This is a genomic window from Corynebacterium sp. HS2168-gen11 (genome assembly GCF_024834075.1).
Classification (GTDB): Bacteria; Actinomycetota; Actinomycetes; order Mycobacteriales; family Mycobacteriaceae; genus Corynebacterium.
In genome coordinates, this window is the sequence record NZ_JANUXR010000010.1 from 98,299 (window position 1) to 124,921 (window position 26,623).

At 48.6% G+C, this 26,623-nt stretch carries 29 protein-coding genes; 19 read left to right on the top strand and 10 right to left on the bottom strand.

Features of this window, described 5'->3' with window-relative positions; genetic code table 11:
• Nucleotides 1-40: 40 nt before the first annotated feature.
• The 7 genes from dapB to NXS99_RS08220 all read left to right on the top strand — a co-directional run bounded on the left by dapB (nucleotide 41) and on the right by NXS99_RS08220 (nucleotide 9,743).
• Entirely contained in the window at nucleotides 41-787 is a 747-nt protein-coding gene (gene dapB / locus NXS99_RS08190) for a 4-hydroxy-tetrahydrodipicolinate reductase (protein ID WP_259288182.1), read from the top strand.
• Nucleotides 787-1,539 (top strand): FAD-dependent thymidylate synthase, encoded by a 753-nt coding sequence (thyX, locus tag NXS99_RS08195; protein WP_259288183.1) that lies wholly within the window; start codon nucleotides 787-789, stop codon nucleotides 1,537-1,539. The genes dapB and thyX overlap by 1 nt, the downstream gene beginning before the upstream one ends.
• Nucleotides 1,540-1,738: 199 nt before the next feature.
• Nucleotides 1,739-2,653 carry a 4-hydroxy-tetrahydrodipicolinate synthase gene (gene dapA, locus NXS99_RS08200; RefSeq protein WP_259288184.1) on the top strand — a complete coding sequence of 305 codons (915 nt, stop codon included), beginning with the start codon at nucleotides 1,739-1,741 and terminating at the stop codon, nucleotides 2,651-2,653.
• The gene (locus tag NXS99_RS08205; protein ID WP_259288185.1) at nucleotides 2,646-4,712 is read left to right on the top strand and encodes a ribonuclease J; all 2,067 of its coding nucleotides are present in this window, start codon (nucleotides 2,646-2,648) and stop codon (nucleotides 4,710-4,712) included. The genes dapA and NXS99_RS08205 overlap by 8 nt, the downstream gene beginning before the upstream one ends.
• A gap of 420 nt (nucleotides 4,713-5,132) precedes the next feature.
• Nucleotides 5,133-8,393, top strand: a complete 3,261-nt coding sequence (locus NXS99_RS08210) for a DNA translocase FtsK (RefSeq protein WP_259288186.1) — start codon at nucleotides 5,133-5,135, stop codon at nucleotides 8,391-8,393.
• Between the two features lie 170 nt (nucleotides 8,394-8,563).
• Entirely contained in the window at nucleotides 8,564-8,689 is a 126-nt protein-coding gene (locus NXS99_RS08215; protein WP_259288187.1) for a hypothetical protein, read from the top strand.
• A gap of 37 nt (nucleotides 8,690-8,726) precedes the next feature.
• The gene (locus tag NXS99_RS08220) at nucleotides 8,727-9,743 is read left to right on the top strand and encodes a TerC family protein (RefSeq protein WP_259288188.1); all 1,017 of its coding nucleotides are present in this window, start codon (nucleotides 8,727-8,729) and stop codon (nucleotides 9,741-9,743) included.
• A gap of 101 nt (nucleotides 9,744-9,844) precedes the next feature.
• Here the strand turns inward: NXS99_RS08220 and NXS99_RS08225 are convergent, their stop codons facing one another.
• Nucleotides 9,845-10,150 carry a YciI family protein gene (locus NXS99_RS08225; protein WP_259288189.1) on the bottom strand — a complete coding sequence of 102 codons (306 nt, stop codon included), beginning with the start codon at nucleotides 10,148-10,150 and terminating at the stop codon, nucleotides 9,845-9,847.
• Between the two features lie 77 nt (nucleotides 10,151-10,227).
• On the opposite strand from NXS99_RS08225, the gene pgsA reads away from it, so the two are divergent.
• Together pgsA and NXS99_RS08235 are read left to right on the top strand one after the other, a co-directional pair.
• Nucleotides 10,228-10,800 (top strand): CDP-diacylglycerol--glycerol-3-phosphate 3-phosphatidyltransferase, encoded by a 573-nt coding sequence (gene pgsA, locus NXS99_RS08230; RefSeq protein WP_259288190.1) that lies wholly within the window; start codon nucleotides 10,228-10,230, stop codon nucleotides 10,798-10,800.
• Nucleotides 10,801-10,812: 12 nt separating this feature from the next.
• The gene (locus NXS99_RS08235) at nucleotides 10,813-11,331 is read left to right on the top strand and encodes a CinA family protein (protein ID WP_259288191.1); all 519 of its coding nucleotides are present in this window, start codon (nucleotides 10,813-10,815) and stop codon (nucleotides 11,329-11,331) included.
• 112 nt (nucleotides 11,332-11,443) lie between these two features.
• Here NXS99_RS08235 and cas5 read toward each other — a convergent pair whose 3' ends face one another.
• On the bottom strand, nucleotides 11,444-11,680 hold the full coding sequence (cas5, locus tag NXS99_RS09200) for a CRISPR-associated protein Cas5 (protein WP_396124844.1): 237 nt from the start codon (nucleotides 11,678-11,680) through the stop codon (nucleotides 11,444-11,446).
• On the opposite strand from cas5, the gene NXS99_RS08240 reads away from it, so the two are divergent.
• Together NXS99_RS08240 and NXS99_RS08245 are read left to right on the top strand one after the other, a co-directional pair.
• Complete coding sequence (locus tag NXS99_RS08240; protein ID WP_259288212.1) at nucleotides 11,667-11,987, top strand: helix-turn-helix domain-containing protein; 321 nt, start codon at nucleotides 11,667-11,669, stop codon at nucleotides 11,985-11,987. The genes cas5 and NXS99_RS08240 overlap by 14 nt on opposite strands.
• Nucleotides 11,988-12,095: 108 nt before the next feature.
• The gene (locus NXS99_RS08245) at nucleotides 12,096-12,932 is read left to right on the top strand and encodes a PspA/IM30 family protein (protein ID WP_259288192.1); all 837 of its coding nucleotides are present in this window, start codon (nucleotides 12,096-12,098) and stop codon (nucleotides 12,930-12,932) included.
• Between the two features lie 209 nt (nucleotides 12,933-13,141).
• On the opposite strand, the gene NXS99_RS08250 is transcribed toward NXS99_RS08245, so the two are convergent.
• From NXS99_RS08250 to NXS99_RS08275, 6 genes are all read right to left on the bottom strand, one after another.
• Complete coding sequence (locus NXS99_RS08250; protein WP_259288193.1) at nucleotides 13,142-13,408, bottom strand: hypothetical protein; 267 nt, start codon at nucleotides 13,406-13,408, stop codon at nucleotides 13,142-13,144.
• A 34-nt stretch (nucleotides 13,409-13,442) separates the two neighbouring features.
• Nucleotides 13,443-13,730, bottom strand: a complete 288-nt coding sequence (locus NXS99_RS08255; RefSeq protein ID WP_259288194.1) for a hypothetical protein — start codon at nucleotides 13,728-13,730, stop codon at nucleotides 13,443-13,445.
• Nucleotides 13,727-13,966, bottom strand: coding sequence for a hypothetical protein (locus NXS99_RS08260; RefSeq protein WP_259288195.1), 240 nt, complete (start codon nucleotides 13,964-13,966; stop codon nucleotides 13,727-13,729). The genes NXS99_RS08255 and NXS99_RS08260 overlap by 4 nt, the downstream gene beginning before the upstream one ends.
• Nucleotides 13,967-14,559: 593 nt before the next feature.
• On the bottom strand, nucleotides 14,560-15,171 hold the full coding sequence (locus tag NXS99_RS08265) for an energy-coupling factor transporter transmembrane protein EcfT (protein WP_259288196.1): 612 nt from the start codon (nucleotides 15,169-15,171) through the stop codon (nucleotides 14,560-14,562).
• A complete protein-coding gene (locus NXS99_RS08270) occupies nucleotides 15,171-15,863 on the bottom strand; it encodes an energy-coupling factor ABC transporter ATP-binding protein (protein WP_259288197.1) in 693 nt (230 codons plus the stop codon). Before NXS99_RS08270 ends, NXS99_RS08265 begins: the two co-directional genes overlap by 1 nt.
• Before the next feature lie 96 nt (nucleotides 15,864-15,959).
• Entirely contained in the window at nucleotides 15,960-16,544 is a 585-nt protein-coding gene (locus tag NXS99_RS08275) for a biotin transporter BioY (protein WP_259288198.1), read from the bottom strand.
• A 116-nt stretch (nucleotides 16,545-16,660) separates the two neighbouring features.
• Here NXS99_RS08275 and NXS99_RS08280 point away from each other — a divergent pair, with 116 nt between their 5' ends.
• The 5 genes from NXS99_RS08280 (at nucleotide 16,661) to NXS99_RS08300 (ending at nucleotide 21,209) form a co-directional block, all read left to right on the top strand.
• Nucleotides 16,661-16,861: a DUF3046 domain-containing protein gene (locus tag NXS99_RS08280; protein ID WP_396124845.1), complete on the top strand. Its 201-nt coding sequence runs from the start codon at nucleotides 16,661-16,663 to the stop codon at nucleotides 16,859-16,861.
• Nucleotides 16,862-17,099: 238 nt separating this feature from the next.
• Nucleotides 17,100-18,209 (top strand): recombinase RecA, encoded by a 1,110-nt coding sequence (gene recA, locus NXS99_RS08285; protein WP_259288200.1) that lies wholly within the window; start codon nucleotides 17,100-17,102, stop codon nucleotides 18,207-18,209.
• On the top strand, nucleotides 18,193-18,795 hold the full coding sequence (locus tag NXS99_RS08290) for a regulatory protein RecX (protein ID WP_396124846.1): 603 nt from the start codon (nucleotides 18,193-18,195) through the stop codon (nucleotides 18,793-18,795). The genes recA and NXS99_RS08290 overlap by 17 nt, the downstream gene beginning before the upstream one ends.
• A 176-nt stretch (nucleotides 18,796-18,971) precedes the next feature.
• A complete protein-coding gene (gene miaB / locus NXS99_RS08295) occupies nucleotides 18,972-20,477 on the top strand; it encodes a tRNA (N6-isopentenyl adenosine(37)-C2)-methylthiotransferase MiaB (protein ID WP_396124847.1) in 1,506 nt (501 codons plus the stop codon).
• 90 nt (nucleotides 20,478-20,567) lie between these two features.
• A complete protein-coding gene (locus tag NXS99_RS08300; RefSeq protein ID WP_259288201.1) occupies nucleotides 20,568-21,209 on the top strand; it encodes a hypothetical protein in 642 nt (213 codons plus the stop codon).
• On the opposite strand, the gene NXS99_RS08305 is transcribed toward NXS99_RS08300, so the two are convergent.
• Together NXS99_RS08305 and NXS99_RS08310 are read right to left on the bottom strand one after the other, a co-directional pair.
• Nucleotides 21,206-22,345: a GNAT family N-acetyltransferase gene (locus tag NXS99_RS08305; RefSeq protein WP_259288202.1), complete on the bottom strand. Its 1,140-nt coding sequence runs from the start codon at nucleotides 22,343-22,345 to the stop codon at nucleotides 21,206-21,208. The two genes, NXS99_RS08300 and NXS99_RS08305, sit on opposite strands and share 4 nt — an antisense overlap.
• Nucleotides 22,346-22,398: 53 nt before the next feature.
• Complete coding sequence (locus tag NXS99_RS08310) at nucleotides 22,399-23,718, bottom strand: DUF349 domain-containing protein (protein ID WP_259288203.1); 1,320 nt, start codon at nucleotides 23,716-23,718, stop codon at nucleotides 22,399-22,401.
• A 303-nt stretch (nucleotides 23,719-24,021) separates the two neighbouring features.
• Here NXS99_RS08310 and miaA point away from each other — a divergent pair, with 303 nt between their 5' ends.
• From miaA to NXS99_RS08325, 3 genes are read left to right on the top strand one after another with little or no spacing between them, the layout of a single operon-like run.
• Complete coding sequence (miaA, locus tag NXS99_RS08315) at nucleotides 24,022-24,975, top strand: tRNA (adenosine(37)-N6)-dimethylallyltransferase MiaA (protein ID WP_259288204.1); 954 nt, start codon at nucleotides 24,022-24,024, stop codon at nucleotides 24,973-24,975.
• Between the two features lie 19 nt (nucleotides 24,976-24,994).
• Nucleotides 24,995-25,882 carry a diaminopimelate epimerase gene (gene dapF, locus NXS99_RS08320; RefSeq protein WP_259288205.1) on the top strand — a complete coding sequence of 296 codons (888 nt, stop codon included), beginning with the start codon at nucleotides 24,995-24,997 and terminating at the stop codon, nucleotides 25,880-25,882.
• A gap of 3 nt (nucleotides 25,883-25,885) precedes the next feature.
• Nucleotides 25,886-26,515, top strand: a complete 630-nt coding sequence (locus NXS99_RS08325; RefSeq protein ID WP_259288206.1) for a pyroglutamyl-peptidase I — start codon at nucleotides 25,886-25,888, stop codon at nucleotides 26,513-26,515.
• Nucleotides 26,516-26,623: the final 108 nt, after the last annotated feature.

Genomic DNA, 26,623 nt, shown 5'->3' on the forward strand with positions numbered 1-26,623 from the left:
TGCGAGTTGCTGTGTGAAGAATGCTGAAGGGTGTAAAAACATGACTTTCAAAGTTGGCGTCGTCGGCGCACAAGGCCGTGTGGGACAAGCAGTGGTGGCTGGTATCGAGCAAGCTGATGATCTGGAATTAAGCTGCACCATCGATCGCGATGATTCTTTAGAACAACTGGTGTCCACTGGCACTGAGATCATTGTTGATTTCACCACGCCTCATGCAGTGATGGATACCTTGCAGTTTTGTTTAACACGCGGTATTCATTGCGTCGTCGGCACAACTGGTTTTACTGCAGAGCGTTTGAATCAGGTCGATAAGTGGTGCCAAGAAGGCAAAGCACACTGCCTCATCGCACCAAATTTTGCTATTTCAGCAGTTCTGACCATGCAGTTTGCAAAGCTTGCAGCCAAATTCTTTGAAACTGCCGAAGTTGTGGAATATCACCACCCAAATAAACTCGATGCTCCTTCTGGTACCGCAATTCATACTGCCGAAGGTATTGCCGAAGCTCGTGCGGCAGCTGGTCTTGGTGCAATGCCAGATGCCACCGATCAGAGCCTGCCAGGTGCACGCGGAGCTCTTGTTGCTGGTATTCCAGTGCATGCAGTGCGTATGCGTGGCATGGTTGCGCATGAGGAAGTCATTTTCGGTTCCCAAGGGCAATCACTGACGATTCGTCAGGATTCTTATGATCGTTCTTCATTCGTACCAGGGGTATTAGTTGGCGTGCGTAATATTACTGAGCACCCAGGTTTGACCGTTGGCCTCGAGCACTATTTGGACTTGGTATAATGGCAGTCGAAGCATCTCTTTCTGTTGAACTGTTGGCATGTAGCACCTTTCATCCACCAGCGGATATTGCATGGTCCACCGATGCACAAGATGCCGAATCGTTAATCGAATTTGCAGGTCGAGCCTGCTATGAGACTTTCGATAAACCGAATCCTCGTACAGCAACCAATGCAGCCTATATCCGCCACATTATGGAAGTCGGCCATCTTGCGTTGCTGGAGCATCCAACCGCGACGCTGTATATCCGCGGAATTTCACGCTCGGCAACACATGAATTGGTACGCCATCGCCACTTTAGTTTTTCGCAATTAAGCCAACGCTTTGTCCATATTGACGATGCGCAGGTAGTGGTACCACCAATGATTGCTGCAGATGAGGAATTGCTGCGGTTATTTATGGCCGCTGTGGATGAGACTCGTTTTACCTACAATGAGCTGGTATCGGCATTAGCTGACAAGCTTGACGACGAACCAAATGCCTTATTGCGCAAGAAACAAGCACGTCAAGCGGCACGAGCCATTTTGCCGAACGCCACCGAGTCGCGAATCGTGGTTACTGGCAATTTCAGAAGTTGGCGTCACTTTATTGGTATGCGTGCAACTGAACATGCTGATGTCGAAATTCGCCAAGTTGCAGTGGAATGCTTGAAAATTTTGCAAGAACAAGCACCGACTGTGTTTGGCGATTTTGAGATCACACAACTTGCTGATGGTTCACAAATGGCGATTAGCCCGTATGTGACCGACTTTTAACAGGATAACCACCGAGTTTATAAAAGTACGCGATAGAAATAATAGGAACAATAAGCGTTGTGGCAGTCAAAGTTTCGCCACAACGCTTAAATTTTTGCGGCAAAATATGTAATGAAACTGCCCAAACTTGTGACATATTCGTGCCAAACTTGCGTTGTGAATTAAACTATTTCGCTGAAAACAGGTAGTCTAGAAGGTTATGAGCACAGGTTTGGCAACGAAGACGGGGGCTGAGACCTTTGGTACAGTCTCCGTTGCAATGGTCACCCCCTTTACGCAAGACGGTGCGCTTGATATACATGCAGGCGTCAAACTCGCACGGCATCTTGTCGACAATCGTGTGAACTCCTTGGTTCTTTCTGGAACCACTGGTGAGTCACCGACTACAACTCTTGCTGAAAAACTTGATCTGTTCAAAGCTGTACGCGAGGAAGTTGGTCCTGATATTCCGCTGATTGCGGGATGCGGTACGAATAACACTCGTAGTTCTATCGAAGGCGCATGTGCATTTGCAGATGCAGGTGCCGATGCGCTTTTAGTGGTAACACCGTATTACTCGAAACCGAGCCAAGAAGGTATTTACCAACACTTCGCTGCTGTTGCGAAAGCAACGCCTTTGCCGATCTGCGTCTATGACATTCCAGGACGTGCAGGCATTGCAATCGAACCAGATACGTTATCTCGGATCGCAGAATTTGAAACGGTAGCTGCGGTGAAAGATGCCAAAGGCAATATTGCACAAGCACTTCCTTTGATTCAATCATTGGGGCTGGCATGGTTTTCTGGTGACGATCCGTTGAATTTACCGTGGCTATCTGTCGGTGCAACTGGATTTATTTCAGTTATTGGACATTTGGCACCACGACAGTTACGCGAAGTTTATGAATGTTTTAACAACGGCGATTTGGTGCGAGCGCGCCAAATACATGCTTCTTTAGCTCCGCTCATGCGTGCCCAAGCACGACTCGGTGGAGTGACGCTTGCCAAAGCAGGATTGCATTTACAGGGTATTGAGGTTGGACAACCTCGACTACCAGTACTTGCGGCAAATGCACAAGAGCTTGAAGCATTACGCCATGATATGAAAAATGCTGGAGTATTAAATAATGAGTGAATCTCGTAGTCGTACCCGTCGGGCTACCCGAAAGGCTGGCCTGCCGGAGACTGCAGACGCACCTGTGTTTCAGGCATCAACTGATGCTAATAACCAGGCTGCACAAGAGAACACCCGAGAGGCTGTAGAGCCAACACAGGGTCGTTCAACCAAGCAAGGCCGCGGCAATAATAATGGCCGTGGTCGCCGTTCGTCTCAAGAGAGTGCAAATAATGGGGGCACTAACGGACGAAACCAGTCCAGCAACAATAATGGCAAAGCAGCGAAGGAAAATCGTGGACAGCGCAACGTCGTAAAGTCGATGCAAGGCGCTGATCTTACCCAGCGTTTGCCTTTGCCACCGAAAGCACCACGCAATGGTCTGCGGTTATACGCACTTGGCGGTATTTCTGAAATTGGTCGTAACATGACCGTTTTTGAATACAACAACAAGTTGCTGATCGTTGACTGTGGTGTGTTATTCCCGTCGTCCGATGAACCTGGTGTGGATCTGATCCTGCCTGATTTCGGTCCGATTGAAGATAAATTGCAAGCCGTTGAGGCTTTGGTGATTACACATGGTCACGAAGATCATATTGGTGCAATCCCATGGTTGCTCAAGATGCGCCCAGATCTGCCAATTGTGGCATCGAAGTTCACCTGTGCCTTAATTGCGGCGAAATGTCGCGAGCATCGCCAACGTCCAAAGTTGATTGAAGTCAATGCTGATTCAAATATCAATCACGGACCATTTAACGTTCGTTTCTGGAATGTTAACCACTCTATTCCTGATTGCCTCGGCGTTGCTATTAAAACTGGTGCCGGCTTAGTCGTGATGACTGGTGATATTAAGCTGGATCAAACTCCTGCTTCTGGTCGTCCAACTGATCTTCCTGCGCTTTCACGCTTTGGTGATGAAGGAATCGATCTGTTCCTTTGCGATTCCACCAACGCAACCACACCTGGTATTTCTGGTTCCGAATCAGAAATCGGCCCAACCTTGAAACGGCTTATTAGTGAAGCAAAGCAACGCGTAATTCTTGCCTGCTTCGCCTCAAATGTTGATCGCGTGCAAGCAGCAGTGGATGCTGCTGTGGCATCTGGTCGCAAAGTCGCCTTTAATGGCCGTTCCATGATTCGCAATATGGATATTGCAGAAAAGCTCGGTTACCTTCAAGCACCTCGCGGCGTGATCGTGCCTATGGACGAAGCTGCGAAGATGGCGCCGCATAAAGTGATGTTGATTACCACTGGTACTCAGGGTGAGCCAATGGCCGCATTATCGCGTATGGCACGCCGCGAACACCGTCAAATTACGGTGCGTGATGGCGACTTGATCATTCTGTCTTCCTCGCTGGTTCCGGGCAATGAAGAGGCCGTTTTCGGTGTTATTAATATGCTTGCTCAAATTGGTGCCACAGTGGTCACCGGCAAAGATGCAAAGGTACACACCTCTGGTCACGGCTATGCTGGTGAACTGTTGTTCCTTTATAATGCAGCGCGTCCAAAGAACGCCATGCCAGTGCACGGCGAGTGGCGCCATCTGCGGGCAAATAAAGAGCTCGCAATTGCCACGGGTGTGCCTGCTGAAAACTGTGTGTTAGCGCAAAACGGTGTGGTCGTTGATCTGATCGACGGTCGTGCACGTGTGGTTGGCCAGATTCCAATTGGCCATCTCTACGTTGATGGTGTCACCATGGGCGATATTGATCAAGAAGTGCTCGATGATCGTACTGCATTAGGCGAGGGTGGTTTGATTGCAATTACTGCAGTTATCGATAACCGCACCGGCCGCCTGCTGGAGCACCCAGCTGTTCAGGCAAAGGGCTTCTCTGAAGATGCAATGGAAATGATGCCGCAAGTCACGGAGATCGTCGAAAAGACCATGAACGATCTTGCCGCCGAAGGCGAAAATGATCCATATCGCATGGTGCAGCATTTACGACGCAAAGTCTCACGGTTCGTGGAGCAAACGTGGCGACGCAAGCCAATGATCATGCCGACGGTCGTACCAATGAGTTCTGATCAGTATGCTCCAATTGATGACGATGACGTTCGAAAGAGTCGTCCAAGTCTCTAAAATCTCATTGCTACGCTCTGTAGTCTCATAAGAGGCTGGTTGCTTATGACGTTTCGTGTCTGAAGCGACCAGCCTCTTGTGTATGTTCGAGTCATTCGCACGTGCCTTGCAAATCTGCACGGTATGTGGCTCGCATACATTAGCAAACGCAGAACAGAGGGAAATGAGTGGATCTTTCGTAGTGCAGGGGAGGAGTCGCAGCAGGCGATGTCTGCCTGCAGAATGCTTATCGACGCTGTCACTCATCAGTATGCTTTAAGCAATATTGTCTTGGTTTGATACTGGCAGCGGACACATATTGAGTTTCATAGAAAGAGTCATTGATTTAATTGTCCAGTTTCTAAGCTTGACTCATAATAAGAATAGTGTTTCAGCGTGCCTAATGCGACGCATGTGATTAATGAGACTATGCTAGATGGCATGTCTGTCAAAAAAGCCTCAACACCAGCACGAGGGTCTGCTGCACGGAATCGAGCAAAAACTCGACCAACCGCAGCAGGGTCACTTGCCCGACATAGCAACACCTCTCGTCCCCAAGTTTCACCCCAAACTGCCGCACTTCGAGCTGCAACAACCGCCGATGAACGTACCGGTAGTGCGTTTCGAGTCGTTGGCAGCGGCATCAGTGCAATGTTTAAAAGTATTTCCCATGGTGTGGGAGCGCTGACTCGAAAAGCACAAACCTTGGCCTCGCGTCGTGAATCGGATTCCTATGATGAACACTTCGTCGATGCTCGAGACAGTTTCGACGAATACGAGACTGAGCCAGCTGGGCGACGTCGTAAAGGCGCGCGATACAAAGTTGAGGTAGACGCATTGCATGACGATGATGATTTTGACACCGAGCAAACCACACCTGCCACTGCTGGAGCTGGACGGTACGACACCTTAGCCCTAGTAATGATTGCATTGGCGATTATTCTTGGTGGTTCCACATGGCTAAGCGTGGCAGGGCCTGTTGGTGCATTTATTGACAGAATCGTGCATGTGGTCATCGGCGCAGGTGCGCTCGTATTGCCTGTGGCGCTTGTATGCCTAGCAATTGCACTGATGGTGGATTATCTGCCGCCGAAAGAGCGGAGTCTTCACGTTGGCATCGGTAGTGGTTTGATCGTTATCGCGATGTTGGGATTAATCCATGTGTTCGCAGGTGTGCCGACTGATCTTCCAACTCGTATGGAAGCTGGTGGATTAATTGGTGCCTATGCAGGTGGCCTGTTGGCGACCGGCTTTAGCGCCTATGTCGCAACACCACTGTTGGTGCTTGTGATTGTCTATGGCGCCTTGATGGTCACCGGCATTAGCCTGCAAGAATTATTTATCGCCTGCAAACTGTTTTTCGACGCGCATCAAAGCGCCGATGAAGCAGACCTGGACGATGATGATTATGCCACGGCAGATGCAGAAATTGATGCGATCGCAAGCGGTCAACGTCGGCCGAAGAATCATGGAGTTGCCAAGAGTCGAATTGCAGAACCTCGTGTAGCAGGCACTCGTGGAGCAGAACACAGCCTTGAGGAAGATTATTCTGCCGAGATACGCCCTGCCAGAGCACGTCGACAAGCATCAAGTGCAATACCGTATCCAGTGGAAATTGGTACTGATGATGCCGTCGAGATGACTGGGCACGTCATGTTTGACACTACGGCTCACTCACAAGCTGTTGATGAAGATGAACCAACAAGTGCTGGCCGCGGACAATTGCTGCAGCCAGGAACACGTGATTCTCGCATATCGCCAGCGCGCGGTCGAGCACAACAGGACTACCAGACTGACGAATTTCCTGTGGTGGATTCCACTATGGTTCTTCCGGTCAGTCATGACCTTGTTGCGGATCAATTTACAGACCAACAATCGGCCAAGACAGACGTGGCCCTTCCGTCTGTACCGGTTTCACATACTCGAACGAATGAGTCGCACACTGCACAGTTGTCTGAGACCACACGTGGTATCGGTGCCGTCGCTGGTGTGGCTGGTGCCGTGGGTGCTGGAATCGTCGGTGCTGCGGCAGGTATGGCACAACGTGCAACAAAGGCTGCTGCGCAACCTGCGCCAACTCACCAGGACCAAGAACAAGATGAATTCGCCACTGCACAAGCAGCAACCGTGCGGAGCGTGGATGCTGAATACGAAGTACCTTCGACCGAATTACTGATTCCTGGCGCACCTCCAAAGGGACGCTCGGATGCTAACGATCGTATGATCGAAGCAATTAGTGCTGTCTTTGATGAGTTCAAGATCGATGCACATGTCACAGGCTTTAGCCGTGGCCCAACAGTAACACGGTATGAAGTGGAACTTGGTCCAGGTGTGAAGGTGCAAAAAATTACCAATCTGCAATCCAATCTGGCCTATGCGGTTGCCACCGATAATGTGCGCTTGCTGACTCCAATTCCTGGTAAGTCTGCAGTTGGTATTGAAGTGCCAAATCTGGATCGTGAGATGGTACGACTCGCCGATGTGCTGAATAATCCAGCGATTCGTAATGATACTGATCCAATGCTCATCGGCTTGGGTAAAGACATCGAAGGAGAATTCGTCTCTCACTCAATTCAGAAGATGCCACACCTGCTGGTTGCAGGTTCAACCGGTTCTGGTAAATCTGCATTCGTGAACTCTTTGCTGGTGTCCTTGCTTACGCGCGCAACACCTGAAGAAGTGCGTTTGATTCTGGTTGATCCAAAGATGGTGGAACTTACTCCATATGAGGGTATCCCGCATTTGATTACGCCAATTATTACTCAACCGAAAAAAGCTGCAGCAGCGTTGCAGTGGTTGGTTGAGGAAATGGAACAGCGCTATATGGATATGCAGGCAGCTCGCGTGCGTCATATTAAGGACTTCAATCGCAAGATCCATTCTGGTGAAATCCAAACCCCACCAGGCTCGCAGCGTGAATACAAAGCGTATCCGTATATTGTGTGTATCGTCGATGAGCTTGCCGATTTGATGATGACCGCGCCAAAAGAAATCGAAGACTCTATTGTGCGCATTACCCAAAAAGCACGTGCTGCAGGTATACACCTAGTCTTGGCAACACAGCGTCCATCCGTGGATGTGGTGACAGGTTTAATTAAGACTAACGTACCATCACGTCTTGCCTTTGCGACGAGCTCATTAACAGACTCTCGCGTGATCCTCGATTCTGCTGGTGCTGAAAAGCTCATTGGTATGGGCGATGGTTTATTCATTCCACAAGGTGGACGCCCACAACGTCTGCAGGGTGCGTTTGTCACTGACGAAGAAGTACAAGCCGTGGTCGAAGCTGCGAAGTCACAAGGCGAGCCAGTGTATACCGAAGGTGTCACTGAGGATAAAGCTTCTGAAAACAAGCGCGAGATTGACGACGATATCGGCGGCGACTTAGAAGACCTGTTACAAGCTGTGGAATTGGTGATTACTGCACAACTTGGCTCAACGTCGATGCTGCAGCGCAAGATGCGCATCGGTTTTGCAAAGGCAGGTCGATTGATGGATCTGATGGAAAGCCGTGAGATTGTTGGCCCTTCGGAAGGCTCCAAAGCACGTGAAGTGCTTGTGCGCCCAGAAGAGCTTGATACGATCTTGTGGATGCTCAAAGGCGCAGATCCGAAAGACGCCCCGAAAGAGCAAGATGATCCAGGCAGCGCCGAACCAACCACGGTTCAAGCAACATATAATCCCACGGGCAATGCCTTTTAAACAATAATCGTTCACCTGTTGCGTGATCTTTGCGTGGTAGTGCAGAAAAACGCTGTGCTACCACGTTTTTTCTTGCCGCAATGCAAGTTCAGTGGCGAAAAATTTCAGCTGTGGTAGCATTCAAGGATGTTGGAGGGGAGTACCCCATAATCAGTGACTATCGTCAACACGTGATGCGTAGAGCACAACAAGCTTTACGACGATCCGGTAGCGCTGGGTTGCAACAACGACAACACCCAGGTGGTGTGCGTTGCTTGGGACTGGGAGAGACCTCTGGCTCAATTCGCGAACGCTAGAATTTTTACGAATGAGACCGGAGGTCTTTATATTATTATGGAAGTAACTCTTTTTACTTGGATTCTAACAATTATTGTTGTCATCGGCTTTTTTGCCTTTGACTTTTTCTCCCATGTGCGCACCCCGCACGCACCGACACTCAAAGAATCTGCTTTTTGGTCGCTATTTTATGTGGTCTTAGCACTGATTTTCGGTGCGGTATTGTGGGTAGTATGGGGCGAGCCTGGTAATCCGCATCAGCATGGCATTGAATTTTTGACGGGTTATATCACTGAAAAAGCGTTGAGCGTTGATAACCTTTTCGTTTTCGCGTTGATCATGGGAGCATTTAAAATCCCACGTGAATATCAGCAAAAAGTCCTGCTCATCGGTATCGGTCTGGCATTGTTCTTGCGCTTAATCTTTATTTTGGCAGGCGCTGCGGTTATTTCCTTGTGGTCCGATGTGTTCTACCTCTTTGGTATCTTCTTGCTCTATACCGCTGTCAAGCTCATTGTTGATGAGATCCGTGATGTGCCAGAAGAGGATCCAAATAATATGCTGGTGATTCGCGTCATCCGCAAAGTTATTCCAGTGACCGCAGGGTATGACAATGATCATTTGTTTGCCAAAGTTGGCAATAAGCGTGCCTTGACTCCATTATTTGTTGCCTTGCTGGCAGTTGGCATGATCGATTTGATGTTTGCGTTCGACTCGATCCCAGCTATTTATGGCATTACAACTGAACCATATATCGTGTTCACCACGAACGCATTTGCACTTCTGGGTCTACGCCAAATGTACTTCCTTCTTGATGGTTTGCTCGACAAACTGGTGTACTTGCCATATGGACTTGGTGCCGTCTTAGGCTTTATTGGTGTCAAACTCTTACTTCACGCGCTGCATGAAAATAAACTATTCTTCATAAATGACGGCCAACCAGTGCACGTATTTGAGATTCCAACGATTTGGTCGCTGATTGTAATTGTCAGTATCTTGGTTATTTCAGTATTGGCATCGTTGTTTTCATCGTCTCGAGAAGATCAAGCATCATCACCTGTACATGAGGCGTAGCGACACCGAAATGCATACCGGCGTCGATAAGCTTCTCTAAAACCAAAAGCGTCGCGCATGATACTTTTCGAAGTACATGCGCGACGTTTTATGTATCGTGATTAATCTTGGAAGACGTTGAGCACCGGATTCCAAGTATTGAATTGGCGATTATCGTTGCCTTCTCCGAGTGCGCCGCCAGTAAAGAATGGATCTTGATCCATCAATGCCTGCGCGTCTGCCAAGGTTGCGGTGTCGGACAAACGAATGACAATCAACGCACCGCCATCACCATCGGTAAATGGGCCGGAGCCAACCAGAATGCCATCTTCTTTGAGTTTCCCAAGAAACTCACGGTGTGCTGGGCGAATTTCTGCAATGAGTGGACTGTTTGGATCATAGCTGTACAAAATAGCAAAATGTGTCATGATTTGATCGTAGCGCAGGAATCACATTGGTGGAATGTACCGCGCATCACGTTCAAACACTGGTAGGCTATGACATTATGAGTGATGCATCAACCCAATCTGCTACGACCAGCAATGTGAATATTCCTAATATTCTCACCAGTATTCGGATTATTTTAATTCCGTTATTTGTGTGGTTGCTGCTGAGCAGCCAAGGTACGAAAGCTTCTTGGCTATGGGCTGCATTTGCGTGTTTTGCCTGTTTAATGATTACCGACAAACTCGATGGCGATATTGCGCGAAAGTATAATATTGTCACGACATTCGGTAAAATCGCGGATCCGATTGCTGATAAAGCACTCATGGGCTCAGCCTTGATCAGCTTGAATATCCTCGGGCTCGTGCCGGTGTGGATCACCGTTGTGATTTTAGTTCGAGAAATCGGTATTACGCTTTGGCGCATGGTGGAGCTGCGCAAAGGAAATGTGGTACCAGCATCGAAAGGCGGCAAGTTAAAAACAGTGGTCCAAACTCTTGCCGTCGCATTGTATTTACTTCCGCTACCAGTTGGGTTTGCAAATATTCAATATGGATTCATGCTGCTGGCAGTAGTGATTACTGCTGTCACGGGTATGCAGTACCTCTATGATTCCGCGCAATTGAAGAAATAATGGAGTACCTGCATGGATCATGCCTTTGATAATGCTGCCGCAGATGTAGTGAGGCTTTTACATGCACACAATCACACGGTTGCCGTATGTGAATCAATTTCTGGTGGACTGCTTGGGGCGAAAATCACTCAGATTCCAGGATCAAGTGCAGTGTTTCGTGGTGGATTGATCACCTATGCTACTGATCTGAAACATAGCTTAGCTGGCGTCAATCTGAAGGTCTTAACAACCTATGGGCCAGTTGCCAAAGCGACTGCAATTGAAATGGCACAAGGAGCCAGGCTGCGCTGTGATGCAGATTATGGTGTTTCTTTGACAGGCGTTGCGGGTCCAAGTCCACAAGATGGCCATGAAATCGGCGAAGTGTGGGTTGGAATCAGTAAGCCAGACGGATCGGCTGCAGCATTTCAAGCACATTCATTGCTGGGTATGGAAACATTCTTGACCGGTAATCGTCACGAGATTCGAGAAAAGAGTGTCCACGCTGCGTTGTTATTATTGAGCGAAGCATTGAATCGTGAATTTGCTTGAATCTTTGTATTCGCAGTGTATAAGCACGCTCACGTATGCGAGCTTTCGGGTAGTAGACATTAGCCAGTCTGTGACCTCGTACTCGTCAGGTTCGTGTTCGTCGGGTGTGCGGCTAATCGTTGTTTTTCTGTAATAATGATGCTGTAACTGCGGTGTTGGAGCGATGGGGCGAGCACATTTCGTTATATGAGTAAAGACGTCGGTTGGTAATGCGAAGTTGCATTGCATGGAAAAATTGGTAGGCTATGCTAAGTTTCCACAAAATTGAGTCGAGCAGACTCAAGATTGTAGTTCGTGTGGGAACAAAACTAGAAGATCTTTCGTTAAAGAAAGTGATGATGAAATACACAGCAGTTTTAGAAAAGCCGGTAGGTTTATCTACCCGCAAGTCACCTGAGCCCTTGCTTCGGCAGGCACTTGGTGCGGCTTTGCGTGCGTTTCGTGCTGATCGTGGTATAACACTTCGTGAACTTGCCGAGGCGTCGCGCGTCTCACCAGGCTATCTTTCGGAACTTGAACGCGGTCGGAAAGAAGTTTCATCAGAACTTCTGGCAAGTGTATGTCAGGCGCTTGGTATTCCTGTGTCCGATGTTCTCATTGAAGCAGCCGGCACCATGGCTATTAATCATGCAGATGTAAGCTTCGCGCGTGTGTAATCGCACATAATCTCATCGCTGGCATATTAGTTTTTGCTTCTAATGGGCTAGACTGGTGTATATATATTTTTCTCAAGCCTAATGAGAGTTTTTTGAAAGGGGCTTTTCGTGGCAAATCCGTTTGTTAAAGGGTGGAAGTATTTGATGGCGCTTTTCGATAGCAAAATCGAAGAGAACGCCGATCCAAAGATCCAAATCCAGCAGGCTATCGAAGAAGCTCAGCGTCAGCATCAAGAACTTTCGCAGCAGGCTGCAGCAGTTATCGGCAACCAGCGTCAGCTTGAAATGCAGTTGAATCGTCGTTTGGCTGAAATTGAGAAGTTGCAGGCCAATACTCGCCAAGCAATTCAATTGGCTGATAATGCGCGTACCGCTGGCGATGTTCAAAAAGCGACTGAATACGAAAATGCTGCAGAAGCATTCGCGGCACAGCTTGTGACTGCAGAACAAGCAGTCGAAGACACCAAGTTACTGCACGACCAAGCTCTGCAGCAGGCAACGGCTGCAAAGAAAGCTGTGGAGCGCAACTCCATGGCATTACAGCAAAAGGTTGCAGAACGTACCAAGTTGCTGAGCCAGCTTGAGCAGGCCAAGATGCAAGAAAAGGTTGCTGAGTCGTTGCAATCTATGAATGCGATTACTTCTCGCGATACGCCAAGCTTGGAGCAAGTACGTGAGAAGATTGAACGTCGTTATTCCAAGGCACTCGGTACCGCAGAACTCGCAGAAACTTCAGTTCACGGCCGTATGAATGAAGTTGAACAAGCCGGTATGCAGCTTGCTGGTCATTCTCGTTTGGAGCAGATCCGTGCTGAAATGAGCGGCGCTGCACTGAACCCTGGTCAGGGTGCGACACAAGAGTCTTTGGAAGCATCAAAGCAGGAAAATTCTGCTGCTGATGATGCCGTCATGCGCAAGATTCAAGAGCTCCGCGATAACGCATAAGCGTTTATAACTGTGAAAATCCCCATTGAGGTATCTCAATGGGGATTTTCACTACAACGACTATTGGGCGGTTTCAAGGAACCCCAAAAAACTGCTACAACGCTTGCTGCAACCCCACTGCAACTCCTGGAAAAAATAAAGGTTCCCAGGTGCCTGTGTTGTGGCAGGCTAGGAACCTTGGTGGGTGGTGGAACCAACCAAAGATAAGACTATTTCCGTTCTTTGAGGTTCAGTACAGCTTGATGGATGGTAGTTCCTGGATTGTCTAGACGATACTGCTTAACTTCCTGCGGAGTGGGAATATCGGCTGCATTGGCCGCCCCCGTCTTTGCTTCGGGGGAAAACCTCGGGAACCAGAAAATGAGCGTTGCCGCCAGTGAGCATCCCGAGGCAATGAGGTACTCTCCTGTGAATCCGAATAATAAAGCTGCGATGAGTAATAGGAATCCGCTGCTTAGGGTGAGTATCTTCTTCACTATTTCACTCCCATTCTAAGTAGATGTATAAGGATTAGTTGAAGCATTCGTTGCGGATGCTGGTAATGCCGAAGAATTCTCCAACCAGTGTGGCCAGGGCAGCACCAGCTTCGTGCATCTTTTCGTAGGAGAAGCTGGCACCCCACATGAGTTGAACGGTGTGCTTAACTCCTCCAAGGTCCCTGATGAGACGCTTGATCTTGAGAATCTTTGAAGCACCAACAAGGTTGGTTTCAAGGAATAGGGGGGGGGCGGCAGTGCAACCCGGAATGCTTGAGCGGACGGATATTGTTTGATGTTCCTTGATCCACTTTTGGATCACTTCGTCTCCCTGTTGTAGAACGCTATCCGGGATGGAGTTGATATGAGTTCAAGCGCTTGCTCGAAGTCGTCAGCTTCATTGGCTAGTGCTGGGTCTTTGATAGTTTGTAGATTTTGGATGACGGCGTTTGGTTGTAGTTGTGTGGTTTCTTCCGCGTGAGCAATGTGCATGCCTGCGAACGGAATTGTTATCGCCAGGGTAACTGACACAAGGTTGGTGGTGAGTTTCTTATTCATTGTCTGAACGCTCACTCCTTGTGTTAGTTGTGATGACGGATAGGGGGGTAGGTACAGGGTAACAAAAAGCAAAAAATACTTCTACAAACCTATTTGTATAAACGCCCTTAGTGTACCCATATAGGGGTAAGTTGCGTATGTCTAGATATGTGTCTTGATCAGGGCGTGCAGCGCGTGTGGTGGTCTGTCGGTGTGTAGCAGTAAATGAAAGTTGGCAACCAATCCCTGACATAAGCGCCCAGTACAATCACCGTGCTGGGAAGCTTTGGTGGTCTTGGTTTCGTTCACTGCTGGTGCGTTGTTGTGGACTAATCCTGGTTTTGGAGTGCAACGATAAACCACGTTCATGGACAATGCGATATGCCGTTGATAAGGCTATGTGCAATTATGCTGCTATAGATCGTACGGATTCGCCTTGTTGGATCAAGGCCGCATAGTTGAGTAATTTTTCCTCATGTGGTTTCCAACGTGAATCCATAGAAACACCTTAATTAGAGTGAGGTGTTTCCACGGTCACTTGAACTTAAGGTTTTCGAAACCTTTCACAAGTTGCAATGCAACTGTTGAGCATTTTGCAACAATGAGCAGTTGTATTAAGAACCAACACCGCGCGCATACAGGGCGTCGCCAAGCCCGCGCGCACGACGGATCGCCCGGATCATAAATGGGATGCCAAAGGCTTGCAACGATAGCGTTGCACCTCGTGCTCGGCGTGCATCAAGGATCTCGTAAACCATTGCAAGGATTAGTGGTAGTAATCGCAATGTCATTGCAACTGTCAGTGTGATTGTCTCAACCGGGAGGCCAAAGCGTGCCAGAGGCCGCAAGAGCGCTTCAACGGCATCAGTCATAGCCTGCAAAGCGGTGGTTAACGTAATTAGAATTGCCAGACTGATAGCACTGAAAAGTACCAAGGTGAAAATAATTGCTGTGGTACGGTCATGTGCCCACCAGTGGAACAGGCCGATGAGCAGCACCAACGGCAGTGTAAGGCCGAGTTGTCCCCGCATGATTTTCCAAGGAATTCGGGCAAACACGTAGCAGCCAAGACATGCGACGGTGCAGACAAGTGCGATTGGTATTGTGATGGAAACTATACTTGTAATTGCGATATAACTAATCAGTATGAGGATTTTTAGCAATGGTGGCACGCGATGCACGATCGAATTGCCAGGGACAAATAGCCCCATTGGTACCGTACGCATTATCGGCCACCTGAGATAAAGGAGTTTTGATAAAACCTGATCACTTCATGCGGCATGCCGTCGGCTGCGATGTGATGGTTATCAATGCACAGGATACGGTCAAACCCGCGTAAAAACTCAAGGTCATGGCTAACCACAATTAATTGTTGCGACAGATTTGCAAAAATATCTTGCAAATATAAGCGATTGCCAAGGTCAAGCAGGGTAGTGGGTTCATCGGCAATGATAATTTCAGGCTCTAACGCCAGCACAGAAGCTAATGCAAGCAGCTGTTTTTCCCCGCCGGAAAGCAGATGCGGTGACTGATTGTTGTGTTGTGCAAGATGAAATTGCTCTAATATGCGCTCAGCAGCTTGACGACGCTGTCCTCGAGGAATTTTTCGCTGTTTGAGAGAAAACATGACGTCGTCAAGCACTGTCGGCATAATAATTTGGTTTTCGGCATCCGAAAAGATAAAACCCACCTGTTGGCGAATCTGTTTTGCCTGCTTTGCGACGTCCTTACCAAGCACTTCCACGGTGCCTGACGTCGGCCTGGTCAGTCCGTTGATCATGCGAATGAAACTCGATTTACCGCCACCATTTCGGCCGATAATACCGATACGTGGTTCATTAAGTTCGATGGAAATATTATCCAGAATCAGACGTTGATCATATTGCAAGCACACATGTTCAAAACGGATCTGACTCATCGATGACCTTTCTGGTGAAGTGCTTGGTATCGCGGGGCTGATTGATTTCAGTTGCGGTTGCGTGCGGTGGTTGGCTGGAGTGCGCACAGGGTGCAGCTACTGGGTGCGAGTGCCTGCGCGCAAGTCAGGAAATGCAGCGTGAACAGCTGCTGCTATCAGCACAACGCCGACAAGTTTGATGATATCAATAGGAATAAAAGGTGTTTGCGCAACCAACGCGGATTGAAGATCCATGCCAGCGCGAATGATTAAGCCAATAATTCCGAAACCATACTGGGCAAGAAGTCCAAGCACACCACCGGTTGATAAAAATGCCACCAGCTTTGCTTTACTCGCGCCGATTGGTGCCAAATATGCAACGGTACCTGCAAGGAGTGGCGCAAAAATATAGCCAACTAAGTATCCAACTGTTGGTCCAGCAATCGCTGCCAAGGTAGAGCGTCCACCTGCAAGGACCGGAAGTCCCAGCATGCCGATGCCGAGGAAGAGTATTGAGACCAGCAGACCGCGTTTACCGCCTAACACAAGGCCGGCAAGAATAACAGCGGCGTTTTGCAGTACAATTGGCACACCTGCGCCACCTACTGGAATAGCAACAAACGCCAAAACGATGATGCAAGCAGCAAATACTGCAATATATGCAAGATCATAAACATTTACGCGGGAAGAAGAATTGAACATGGTTCAAGTGTAGCGGTTGATCAGTGTTCAAGAAAAGAGTTCTTGGAAAAATTATAGGTGTGAGCATGTAAAAGATGATCTTTGGGGGAGTGCTGGCATAGACTGGCACAATGCGTATGACGGAATTTGATCGCCTTGTGACTGACGAATTTGGACGTTTGCAAGGCACGTGGATGTTGGACTCGCATGTGTTGTTGTCGCTGAATATGACGGCAGCTCAGGCGCTGGAAGCTGGCATTGATCCAAGTGGTGTCTGGCGTGCGATCTGTGAAGAGTTTCGAATTCCAATCGAACGCGAATTTGGAAACGATCTCTAAACCGCAGTTCGGCGCCAATATTGTAGCTATTTTCACACTATTTTTCACTTTTCTTTCGAACATATGTGCGTGTATGATAGTAGCAAGGAAAAGATGTCGTCTACTATAGTCAGTGACGAACAAGACATATTGGCAGGGAACCAAATTGCTCGCGAAATCGTCTATATACAGAGAAGGACGAAACACTTGTCGTTTTCTAATTTGGTTGTCTCAAGCATATAAAAGGAAGTAGTAAATCATGGCAGCGAAAAAATCATCAAAATCAGTATCAGCCGCAGTCGGCAATGATCGGCAAAAAGCACTCGATGCTGCATTAGCAATGATTGAAAAAGATTTCGGCAAAGGCGCAGTCATGCGGCTTGGCGACGACAATCGCCCGCCAATTCAAGTCATTTCATCAGGTAATACTGCTATTGACGTGGCATTAGGCATTGGTGGTTTCCCACGCGGTCGAATTGTTGAGATCTATGGTCCAGAATCTTCTGGTAAAACCACTGTGGCACTCCATGCAATCGCGCAAGCTCAAAAAGCTGGTGGTATCGCCGCGTTTATCGATGCAGAACATGCACTGGATCCAGAATACGCACGTAAACTTGGCGTTGACACCGATGCATTATTAGTTTCGCAACCAGATCATGGTGAACAGGCTCTTGAAATCGCAGATATGCTTGTCCGCTCAGGCGCGATCGATTTAATAGTGATCGACTCTGTGGCCGCTTTGACACCAAAGGCTGAAATCGAAGGCGAAATGGGTGACTCACACGTTGGTTTGCAAGCTCGCTTGATGAGCCAAGCGCTGCGCAAGATGACCGGTGCGCTATATAACTCTGGTACTACCGCAATCTTTATTAACCAGTTGCGTGAAAAGATCGGCGTGATGTTCGGCTCGCCTGAAACTACCACCGGCGGTAAAGCATTGAAATTCTACGCTTCTGTTCGTTGCGATGTTCGTCGAATTCAAACTTTAAAAGATGGGCAAGATGCAGTTGGAAACCGTACCAAGCTAAAGGTTGTGAAAAATAAGGTATCTCCACCATTTAAAGTTGCCGAGTTTGACATTATCTATGGCGAAGGCATTTCTCGTGAATCATCGTTAATCGACATGGGTGTGGACAATGGCATTATTAAAAAGTCTGGCTCGTGGTTTACCTATGATGGCGAACAGCTTGGTCAAGGTAAAGAAAAAGTGCGTCTGCATCTGAAAAACACACCAGCTTTGGCAGATGAAATCGAGCAAAAGATCCTCAAGAAACTCGGCATCGGTGAATATGCTAACGCTGAGGATGAATTAACCGACGACTTGGTTGATCTTGTGCCAAATGTCGACTTCGATGATGACGAATCCTAACAACCAACAGTCACAGCAATCGAAACTCGAATTAGCTCGAAAAGTACTTGAGGATTATCAGCAACACGGTGGTGATCTTTTCGATTCAGCCTTAGAAGAAGAGAAAGCCAAAGTTCGCCGCCGTGCGTTGCTGTTATTAGAACAGCGTGGTCGATCATGCTATGAACTCAAGCAGCGTTTACTCGCACTTGAGTTTCCAGAAAACATCATCGACCTAGTAATCGATGATCTCAAACGCTGCCACTTGCTTGACGACGCTCAATTCGCCATCGAATGGGTCAAACAACGTCACGAACGACGTTCCAAAACCCGAGTAGTGCTCGATCAAGAACTCAAAGAAAAAGGTATTGGCGCAGCACTACGGGCACAAGCCCTCGAGCACATTGACGACGAATCAGAATTTGAAAAAGCACGAGCCCTAGCAGCAAAGAAACTTCGAACTGTTCGAACAGTGCCACACGACTACGCGGAAAAAGAAAAAATCTTAAGACGCGTCATTGGCATGCTTGCCAGACGCGGATTTCCCCAATCGATGAGCTATCGCGTGGCGCAAGAAGCACTGGCAGAACGTCTCGAAGAATTATAGGCAGAAAGGGATGAAGAATCACTGCTATGCAGGACGAAACGATGCGGCATCGTACTCAGGTTGGGCAAACTATGGCCAGCAAGCTAGAATTACCCTCCGTGTCTGCACCTTCTTTTGAATATACTGAAACTCCTTCTCCTGCACGTAATAGCCAAGCCAATGGTCGCACTTATGAAGTGCGCACTTTTGGCTGCCAAATGAACGTCCATGATTCTGAACGTTTATCCGGATTGCTCGAAGATGCAGGTTACCGCCCAGCTGAAGAAGGGCAACAACCTGACCTAGTTGTGTTCAATACCTGTGCTGTGCGTGAAAACGCCGACAAAAGGTTATATGGCACCCTCGGCAGTTTGCTCAGTGTGAAAAAGAACCACCCAGGAATGCAGATCGCAGTTGGTGGCTGCTTAGCACAAAAAGACAAAGATACCGTGGTGAAAAAAGCACCATGGGTTGACGTTGTCTTTGGCACGCACAACATGGGTTCATTACCAGCGTTGCTCGATCGTGCCCAGCATAATCGCAAAGCACAAGTCGAAATTGTTGATTCCCTAGAACAATTTCCGTCAGTACTTCCAGCAAAACGTGAATCTGCCTATGCCGGTTGGGTTTCTGTGTCCGTTGGTTGTAACAACACTTGTACTTTTTGTATTGTCCCTTCACTGCGAGGCAAGGAGGTTGATCGGCGGCCAGGTGATATTTTGGCAGAAGTGCAAGCCCTGGTTGATCAAGGGGTGAGTGAAGTTACGCTTCTAGGTCAAAATGTTAATGCCTATGGTGTGAACTTCGCAGATCCAAACATTGAACGAGATCGCAGCGCTTTTTCGAAACTGCTTCGCGCCTGCGGAGAAATTGAAGGGCTCGAACGACTCCGCTTTACCTCGCCACACCCTGCAGAATTTACCTCCGATGTCATTGATGCAATGGCGGAAACCCCAACTATTTGCCCACAATTGCACATGCCATTGCAATCTGGCAGCGACAAGGTACTCAAGGAAATGCGTCGCAGCTACAGATCAAAGAAGTTCCTTGGCATTTTGGAAGAAGTGCGCCAAAAGTTACCACATGCTGCCATTACGACAGATATTATTGTTGGTTTCCCAGGAGAAACAGAAGAAGACTTCCAAGCAACTCTGGATGTCGTACGTCAAGCACGTTTCAGCTCTGCTTATACCTTCCAATACTCACCACGACCTGGAACACCTGCAGCGGAATACGAACAGCAAATACCAAAAGAAGTGGTGCAGGAACGCTACGAACGTCTGATCGCAGTACAAGAAGAAGTTTCGCTTGACGAAAACCAAAAACTCATTGGTACAACTGTAGAATTGCTAGTTCAAGCAGACGGTGGGCGTAAAAATGATCGTACTCACCGCATGACTGGTCGTGCTCGTGACGGTAGACTTGTACACTTTAAGACCGATCCAGTTGCTGATGGCGTTATCGATCGAATGATTCGACCAGGTGATGTCATTACCGCAACGATTACAGACGCCAAGCCATATTTCTTAATTGCAGACAGCGGTGTCTTAAGTCATCGTCGAACCAAAGCCGGAGACATGACAGAAGCAGGGCAAGTGCCAACCACCCAACCTGTAGGAGTTGGACTAGGATTACCACCAGTGGGCAAACCAGCCGTAGCGCCTGTTGGCAACACCGGCGGCTGCTGCAGTTCAACCCAATAAGGTGCTTGGCACGCAGAGGCTTGGCGCCTGAGATTCAACATTTACTATGCAATACGCATTCTATAGAACCACACAAAGGCGAACTTGGTCATGACCGATTCTCAGTTTTCTCACCTCAACGCACAGCAATTAGCAGAGGCAGAACGTACAGTTGCGCAAAAACTTGTGCTCGATAACTGGGCCATGCTGCTGGTTGCCAGCTGGGTAATCTTCGCAGTAGGACTGTTCCTCCCACACGGTGGACCAGTCAAAGGCTGGCATGTCCTCACATTCCAATCAGCAAGTCAAGGCCTGCAACTTGGTATCGCTGAAATTGTGTGTGTTGTTTTAGGATTCGCAGGCATCATCGTCTGCGGTGGCACTGTATTGGTTACGAAACGCACCGTGTTTGCATACCTCGGTTGGTTGCTGGTGGGTATGGCATTACTCTCTTCTTTATTAGGGCTTTGGATGCGAATTCAAGACCACGAAAACTCCGGTGCGCCAAGCATCGGTGCAGGCTTTGCCCTTGAAGTACTCGCCATCATTTTGGCTGTGATCGCATTGACAGTCTTGGTGCTGAAACGAACCGACGCACAAAAAGAACTTGCCAAACTACGCGCAACCTACGAAAACCTCGACGAAGTAGGCCACGCCCAGCGCGAAGCCGCTTCCTACAAGCAGACGACCGTCAATCCACTGCTTATCGACGATCGCCGTCAACAAGCAAAGCGTAAACACAACAATACTTAACGATGTTTCTGCCAAGCGTGAATATAACTTTGCGTCTGAAACCCCAACGTATCGTTGATCGCCAAAATAGCGTTATTTTCACTCGACATCGAAGTATACAGCTTCTCTACAGTCGGCCAGTGCTGCTGAATCTCTTTGACTGCATAGTTTTTCAGCAACTGGCCCAAGCCTCGACCACGGTAGGCACGTTCAATAATTGTTGCACCTTGCTCAGCAATATTCTCCAACGCATCATGCCGGCGCGACGCTCCTGAATATCCTATTAAGCGATCATTGTGCAACAGTGCAACAGTAAAAGTTTCATTCCGTCGCAACTGCGCAATATTATCGGCATCCACAAGCCGTTGCAATGACCACGGCTGTGGATCAACTGCAAGTGCTCCCGTAGGGACATCAAATGACAGCTGATCCAATAAATCAATCATTTCCGGCACCCACGCCTTCGGAGGCACTAACCCCGTAAACGATTGGACCGTAAACCCATCCGGCAAGACAGGCAATTGCAAATCTGCAAATTTCGATAAGCGAACCATGCCATGCAATTCTTCCATTGAGAAAGTGTAGCCAGCAGCCGCAATTTGACGAGCATAGGTATCAAGCTCAGCTGAACGAGGCGTCGTAGTGCGTTGCCACAGGCGAATCACATCACGATGCGCATGCTTTACGACGTTATTCAGTTCGTTGAGCAGCATACGATAAATTTTCGCTTCAGCCTTATTCAAGTTCTCACCTGGCAATGGCGCAAACTCAGCATGAAATAATGCATCAGCGTCAATGCCATTGGTGTCTGAATCATGAGAAATCGTGATGTCAAGATAGCCATAAATATCGACATCAGGCAGCTTCGGGAATTGGGAATCTTCATGTGCTGCAATAATCGGATACCCTAAAGATGACCGCTTGAAGTTCTGGAAATCCTCGAATTTAGCATTTGCTGCCGCAAGCACGATATTTGATGCAGCTGAAGAACCTTTGAGAACCTCAAATACTGCCGCTGTTGTGGTTGAATCTGCAGTATCTCCAGTAATATCCTGGGATGCTAAGTTTGCAGAAAACACAAACGAACGCAAGGCGTCGGAAGGTATAAAGTCCGTAATCGAAGCAGCTGGAGTCTCAAATTGGAAAAAGACGGTCATGAAAGCATCATAACCGTCTTTGAATAAATCGACTAAATTAGAGAAAGTCCAGCTTAACGAGACTCAACTGCATTAATTGCAGCATCTGCCCACTCTTGCCACTGTGCGGCCTGTGCTCGCAACTTAGCAGCCTCTTTCTCCTTGCCCTTATGAGCAGCTGCCTCTGCAGCAGCAGTGAATTCCTCAACTTTAGCGATGAATTGTGCTGCACGAGCCTGTGCTTCTGGATCAGTCCTACGCCATTGAGCATCAGCCGCATTGGTCACACGAGCCTCAAGTGCACGAATCTTGTCTTCATACTCACGCACCTGGTTGCGTGGCACAAATCCAATAGCTTCCCACTTCTCCTGCAACTCGCGCAGCTTCGCACGTGCACCTTCAAGATCCGCACTTGGATCAATCAGTGCCTCATACTCATCAAGCAGTGCGTCTTTCGCCGCAGCATTATCAGCAAACGCCCGGTCACGCTCTGAAGCCTGAGCATTACGTGCCGCGAAGAAATGATCCTGTGCTGCCTTAAATGCAGCCCACAACTTATCATCAATCTCACGAGGCGCACGACCAGCTTGCTTCCACTGATCCATCAATTCACGGAACGCACGTGCAGTATCATTCCAATCAGTTGATTCCTTCAGCTCTTCTGCGCGCTCAACTAACGCTTCCTTCAGCTTCCGAGCAGCAGCACGGCCACGATCAAGCTCAGCGAAATGAGCGCCACGACGACGATTAAAAGCATCGCGTGCACGAGAATACCGCTTCCACAACGCGTCATCAGTTTTGCGATCAATGCCACGAATGGACTTCCACTCTTCGAGAATGTCACGAATCCGATCGCCAGCAATCTTCCAGTCAGTGGATTCTTCTGCAATTTGCTCAACTTCAGCAGCAAGTGCCTCTTTACGAGCAATTGCGGCAGCACGCTTGGCTGTTTTCTCCTCACGAGCTTTCTCGCCAGCAGCGTCAGCTTGATCGATAATCGCGCCCAATCGACGATCCAAATCATCTAAATCGCCAATAGCCGCAACATCTGCCAACGAGGTACGCAACTCTTGAGCTTTCGCCTTAATATGTTGAGCCTCATTCGAGTGTGTTTCTAACCGAGATTCGAGATAACCGACCTCAGTAGCCAGGTCATCAAAACGTGCACCATAGTGTGCAAGACCTTCAGCAGGAGTGCCAGCTTGCCAAGAGCCGATACGACGTTCGCCAGAAGCCGTCACAACGAATGCACTGCCATCTTCTTCGACGCGACCCCACTTGGAAGGATCAGAAGCAGTCTTAGACGCAACAGGTTGAACCGCGGTCTTCACCGTATGAATGCCTGGGCGTGGACCAGGACGTGGGCCTGGCTTTGGTGTAAGTGGAGTGGTCATAATAAACGCCATCCTTTTCCGAAATCTCGTGCCGCGCGCCGCGGCTGCCTTAATAGAAGAAACTACTCAAGGAAAGAGCCTCACAGTCGCAACATATAGTTGCTATGTATTACATATCCTTAACTCCTAACATACCCGATAATGCTGCATAAGAAATAGTGTTCAGGGATACTCAGATGAATATTTCCCAAGAAACCCCGTATTAAGAAAATTTTAAACCGCCAAGCGAGTCGCCAAAGTACTGCTAATATGCGTATGCATCCCTAAAACAAGAAACATGTGGCTGAGGAGTCGTGATCCACTGTGAGCCAAAAGACATCACAAAATTCTTTAATACGGAATGACGTTGCTGATCTGCGCCCAATTGCGATCGTTGGTCCGACCGCCTCCGGCAAATCCGCATTAAGCATCGCTTTAGCGCATGAGTTTGGTGGACAGATCGTCAATGTTGATTCTATGCAGCTTTACAAAGGCATGGATATTGGTACTGCCAAACTTACCCTTGAGGAGCGAGAGGGGATTCCGCATCATCTGCTTGATGTTTGGGAAGTGACGCAGACAGCTTCGGTTGCGCAGTACCAACAGATGTCGGTGGAAGTCGTCGATAAGCTCTTGGCACAAGGCATTAGGCCGATTATCGTAGGTGGTTCGATGTTGTACGTGCAGGCATTGCTGGATAATTGGCAGTTTCCGCCCACTGATCCACAGGTGCGTGCAGCGTGGGAGGAACGATTGGCGGAAGTCGGCATCGATGCGCTTCATTCACTATTAAGAAAACTTGATCCTGCTGCCGCGGAGATTATTGAAGACAAAGATCCGCGGCGTACTGTGCGCGCGTTGGAAGTCATTGAGTTAACTGGGCAGCCGTTTCAGGCCAGCCAGCCGCCGAAAGACGCGCCTCCGCGGTGGAATACTCATATTATTGGGTTGCAAACTACGCCTGAATGGCTGAATCCGCGCATTGAGTTACGCACGCGGAATATGTTTGAACAAGGTTTCTTTGAGGAAGTCGACGATCTAACGGCTAATCATGGCTTAATTGCCGACTCAACTGCTGGGCGGGCGATTGGCTATGCGCAGGTACTTGCAGCTCGTGCTGGTGAACTTGATTGGGATGAAGTCGAAGAGCGCACGGTTATCGGGACGCGGCGGTACGTGCGGCGTCAGCGGTCTTGGTTTAATCGCGATCCGCGAGTGATGTGGATTCCGGCGTGGGAAGATACCCTCGCGCTATCATTAAGAAAACTTACGAACTAGTAACGCAAGGTGACTTCGCATGCATGACAACAAACTGCCAGCAACACTTGAATTCTTCAAAGGACATGGAACCGAAAACGACTTTGTCATTCTTCATGATCCGCACGCTGAATTGCCATTGAGCGCTGCTTTAGTGGCAAAACTTTGTGATCGACGTGCCGGCATTGGGGCGGATGGGCTGTTGCGCGTGGCAAGAGCAGGCTCCTTATTAAGAAAACACGTATTAGGGAATTTGCCTGCAGGCGTTGAAGAAAACGACTGGTTCATGGATTACTACAATGCTGATGGCTCGATCGCAGAAATGTGTGGCAATGGCACGAGAGTATTTGCTCATTTCGTACAGTCACGAGGCTTAATCGCGGAGTCAACATTTACGGTGGGCACACGTGCAGGCGGCAAGCGAGTAACGGTTCATAGCGCTAATACATTGAAAGCTGATGTGTCAGTCGAAATGGGCAATGCAGCGGTCACAGGCGTTTCGACCTGCCAAATCGGTGATACCAAGTTTGCTGGCATGGGCGTTGATATGGGAAACCCTCACTTAGCATGCGTGGTGCCAAACTTAACTGTTCAACAATTGCGTGAGCTGAAGTTGGAACAACCTGAATTCGACCGTGAATTCTTCCCAGCCGGCGTGAACGTGGAAATCGTGACACCAATTTCGGAAAGTGCTGAAGAAGTTTCTATGCGAGTGTATGAACGTGGTGTTGGCGAAACTCGCTCATGCGGAACTGGCACTGTAGCAGCTGCTCGTGCAGCACTGGCTGACATTGGCAAAATTGACGGAACCGTTACCGTTCATGTTTTAGGTGGCACAGTTGAAGTCACGATTGACAATGATCGCTCTACGTTGCGCGGTCCTTCACGCATCGTTGCTGAGGGCAGCATTTACCTAGAATCCTTGTAAGCCGTGATAGTTGTCGTAACAAGTTTTGAGCCATTTGGTGGTGACACAGAGAATGCTTCAATCTGGTCCGCTGATGTCATCGCCAATGCATTAAGAAAACAGGGCCATCAAGTCGTGACTACAGCGTTGCCTGTGACTTTTTCAAAAAGTGCCCTGTTACTGGAGCACGCAGTTGCAAAGCATAAACCAGACTTGGTGCTGTGCATCGGCGAAGCTGGTCGACGCTCAACAATATCTCTTGAAGTTCATGCTCAAAATCTTATTCATGCCCGAATTCCGGACAACGAAGGCGTGCAACCTCAAAACTGTGTCATTGACCCCGCAAGGCCTCAAATACAAGTAACTTCAATGCAATCTTCGATTGTCGATATCGTGCAGGCAGCTGCACACACTACGGTGCCTGTGAAAGAAAGCACCGATGCTGGAACGTTTGTATGCAACTTCGTTGCGTATCACGCATATTCCCTTAATACGGCGGCGCTATTTATTCATGTGCCCGCTATTAGGACTCATAATGAGGCCAACGTAGGAGCTGAAACTGATCCCGACATTTCTAAGGCAGTGATGCCGCATATAAAAGATTTGCGTGCAAGCTTAGAAACTCTAGTAATCGCCTTAATACGGCATGCGTAAGCGCCCGCTTCAACCGTTGAAGCGGGTGTTTTACCCTAACCAGATGGTTATTCCAGCATGCGTCGTGAAGCTGCGATCCCGTTGTAATACTGCGCCGGGTGAGGATTT

Bases quoted from the DNA above. Each gene is read 5' to 3' on its own strand.
- dapB (WP_259288182.1), top strand. From the start codon at position 41: ATGACTTTCAAAGTTGGCGTCGTCGGCGCACAAGGCCGTGTGGGACAA.
- NXS99_RS08305 (WP_259288202.1), bottom strand. From the start codon at position 22,345: ATGACCGTCTTTTTCCAATTTGAGACTCCAGCTGCTTCGATTACGGAC.
- NXS99_RS08205 (WP_259288185.1), top strand. From the start codon at position 2,646: ATGAGTGAATCTCGTAGTCGTACCCGTCGGGCTACCCGAAAGGCTGGC.
- NXS99_RS08280 (WP_396124845.1), top strand. From the start codon at position 16,661: ATGACGGAATTTGATCGCCTTGTGACTGACGAATTTGGACGTTTGCAA.
- pgsA (WP_259288190.1), top strand. From the start codon at position 10,228: ATGAGTGATGCATCAACCCAATCTGCTACGACCAGCAATGTGAATATT.
- NXS99_RS08225 (WP_259288189.1), bottom strand. From the start codon at position 10,150: ATGACACATTTTGCTATTTTGTACAGCTATGATCCAAACAGTCCACTC.
- dapF (WP_259288205.1), top strand. From the start codon at position 24,995: ATGCATGACAACAAACTGCCAGCAACACTTGAATTCTTCAAAGGACAT.
- NXS99_RS08220 (WP_259288188.1), top strand. From the start codon at position 8,727: ATGGAAGTAACTCTTTTTACTTGGATTCTAACAATTATTGTTGTCATC.
- NXS99_RS08260 (WP_259288195.1), bottom strand. From the start codon at position 13,966: ATGAATAAGAAACTCACCACCAACCTTGTGTCAGTTACCCTGGCGATA.
- NXS99_RS08290 (WP_396124846.1), top strand. From the start codon at position 18,193: ATGATGACGAATCCTAACAACCAACAGTCACAGCAATCGAAACTCGAA.
- NXS99_RS08240 (WP_259288212.1), top strand. From the start codon at position 11,667: ATGATGAAATACACAGCAGTTTTAGAAAAGCCGGTAGGTTTATCTACC.
- NXS99_RS08270 (WP_259288197.1), bottom strand. From the start codon at position 15,863: ATGAGTCAGATCCGTTTTGAACATGTGTGCTTGCAATATGATCAACGT.
- NXS99_RS08210 (WP_259288186.1), top strand. From the start codon at position 5,133: ATGTCTGTCAAAAAAGCCTCAACACCAGCACGAGGGTCTGCTGCACGG.
- NXS99_RS08265 (WP_259288196.1), bottom strand. From the start codon at position 15,171: ATGCGTACGGTACCAATGGGGCTATTTGTCCCTGGCAATTCGATCGTG.
- NXS99_RS08300 (WP_259288201.1), top strand. From the start codon at position 20,568: ATGACCGATTCTCAGTTTTCTCACCTCAACGCACAGCAATTAGCAGAG.
- dapA (WP_259288184.1), top strand. From the start codon at position 1,739: ATGAGCACAGGTTTGGCAACGAAGACGGGGGCTGAGACCTTTGGTACA.
- recA (WP_259288200.1), top strand. From the start codon at position 17,100: ATGGCAGCGAAAAAATCATCAAAATCAGTATCAGCCGCAGTCGGCAAT.
- NXS99_RS08235 (WP_259288191.1), top strand. From the start codon at position 10,813: ATGGATCATGCCTTTGATAATGCTGCCGCAGATGTAGTGAGGCTTTTA.
- NXS99_RS08310 (WP_259288203.1), bottom strand. From the start codon at position 23,718: ATGACCACTCCACTTACACCAAAGCCAGGCCCACGTCCTGGTCCACGC.
- NXS99_RS08275 (WP_259288198.1), bottom strand. From the start codon at position 16,544: ATGTTCAATTCTTCTTCCCGCGTAAATGTTTATGATCTTGCATATATT.
- thyX (WP_259288183.1), top strand. From the start codon at position 787: ATGGCAGTCGAAGCATCTCTTTCTGTTGAACTGTTGGCATGTAGCACC.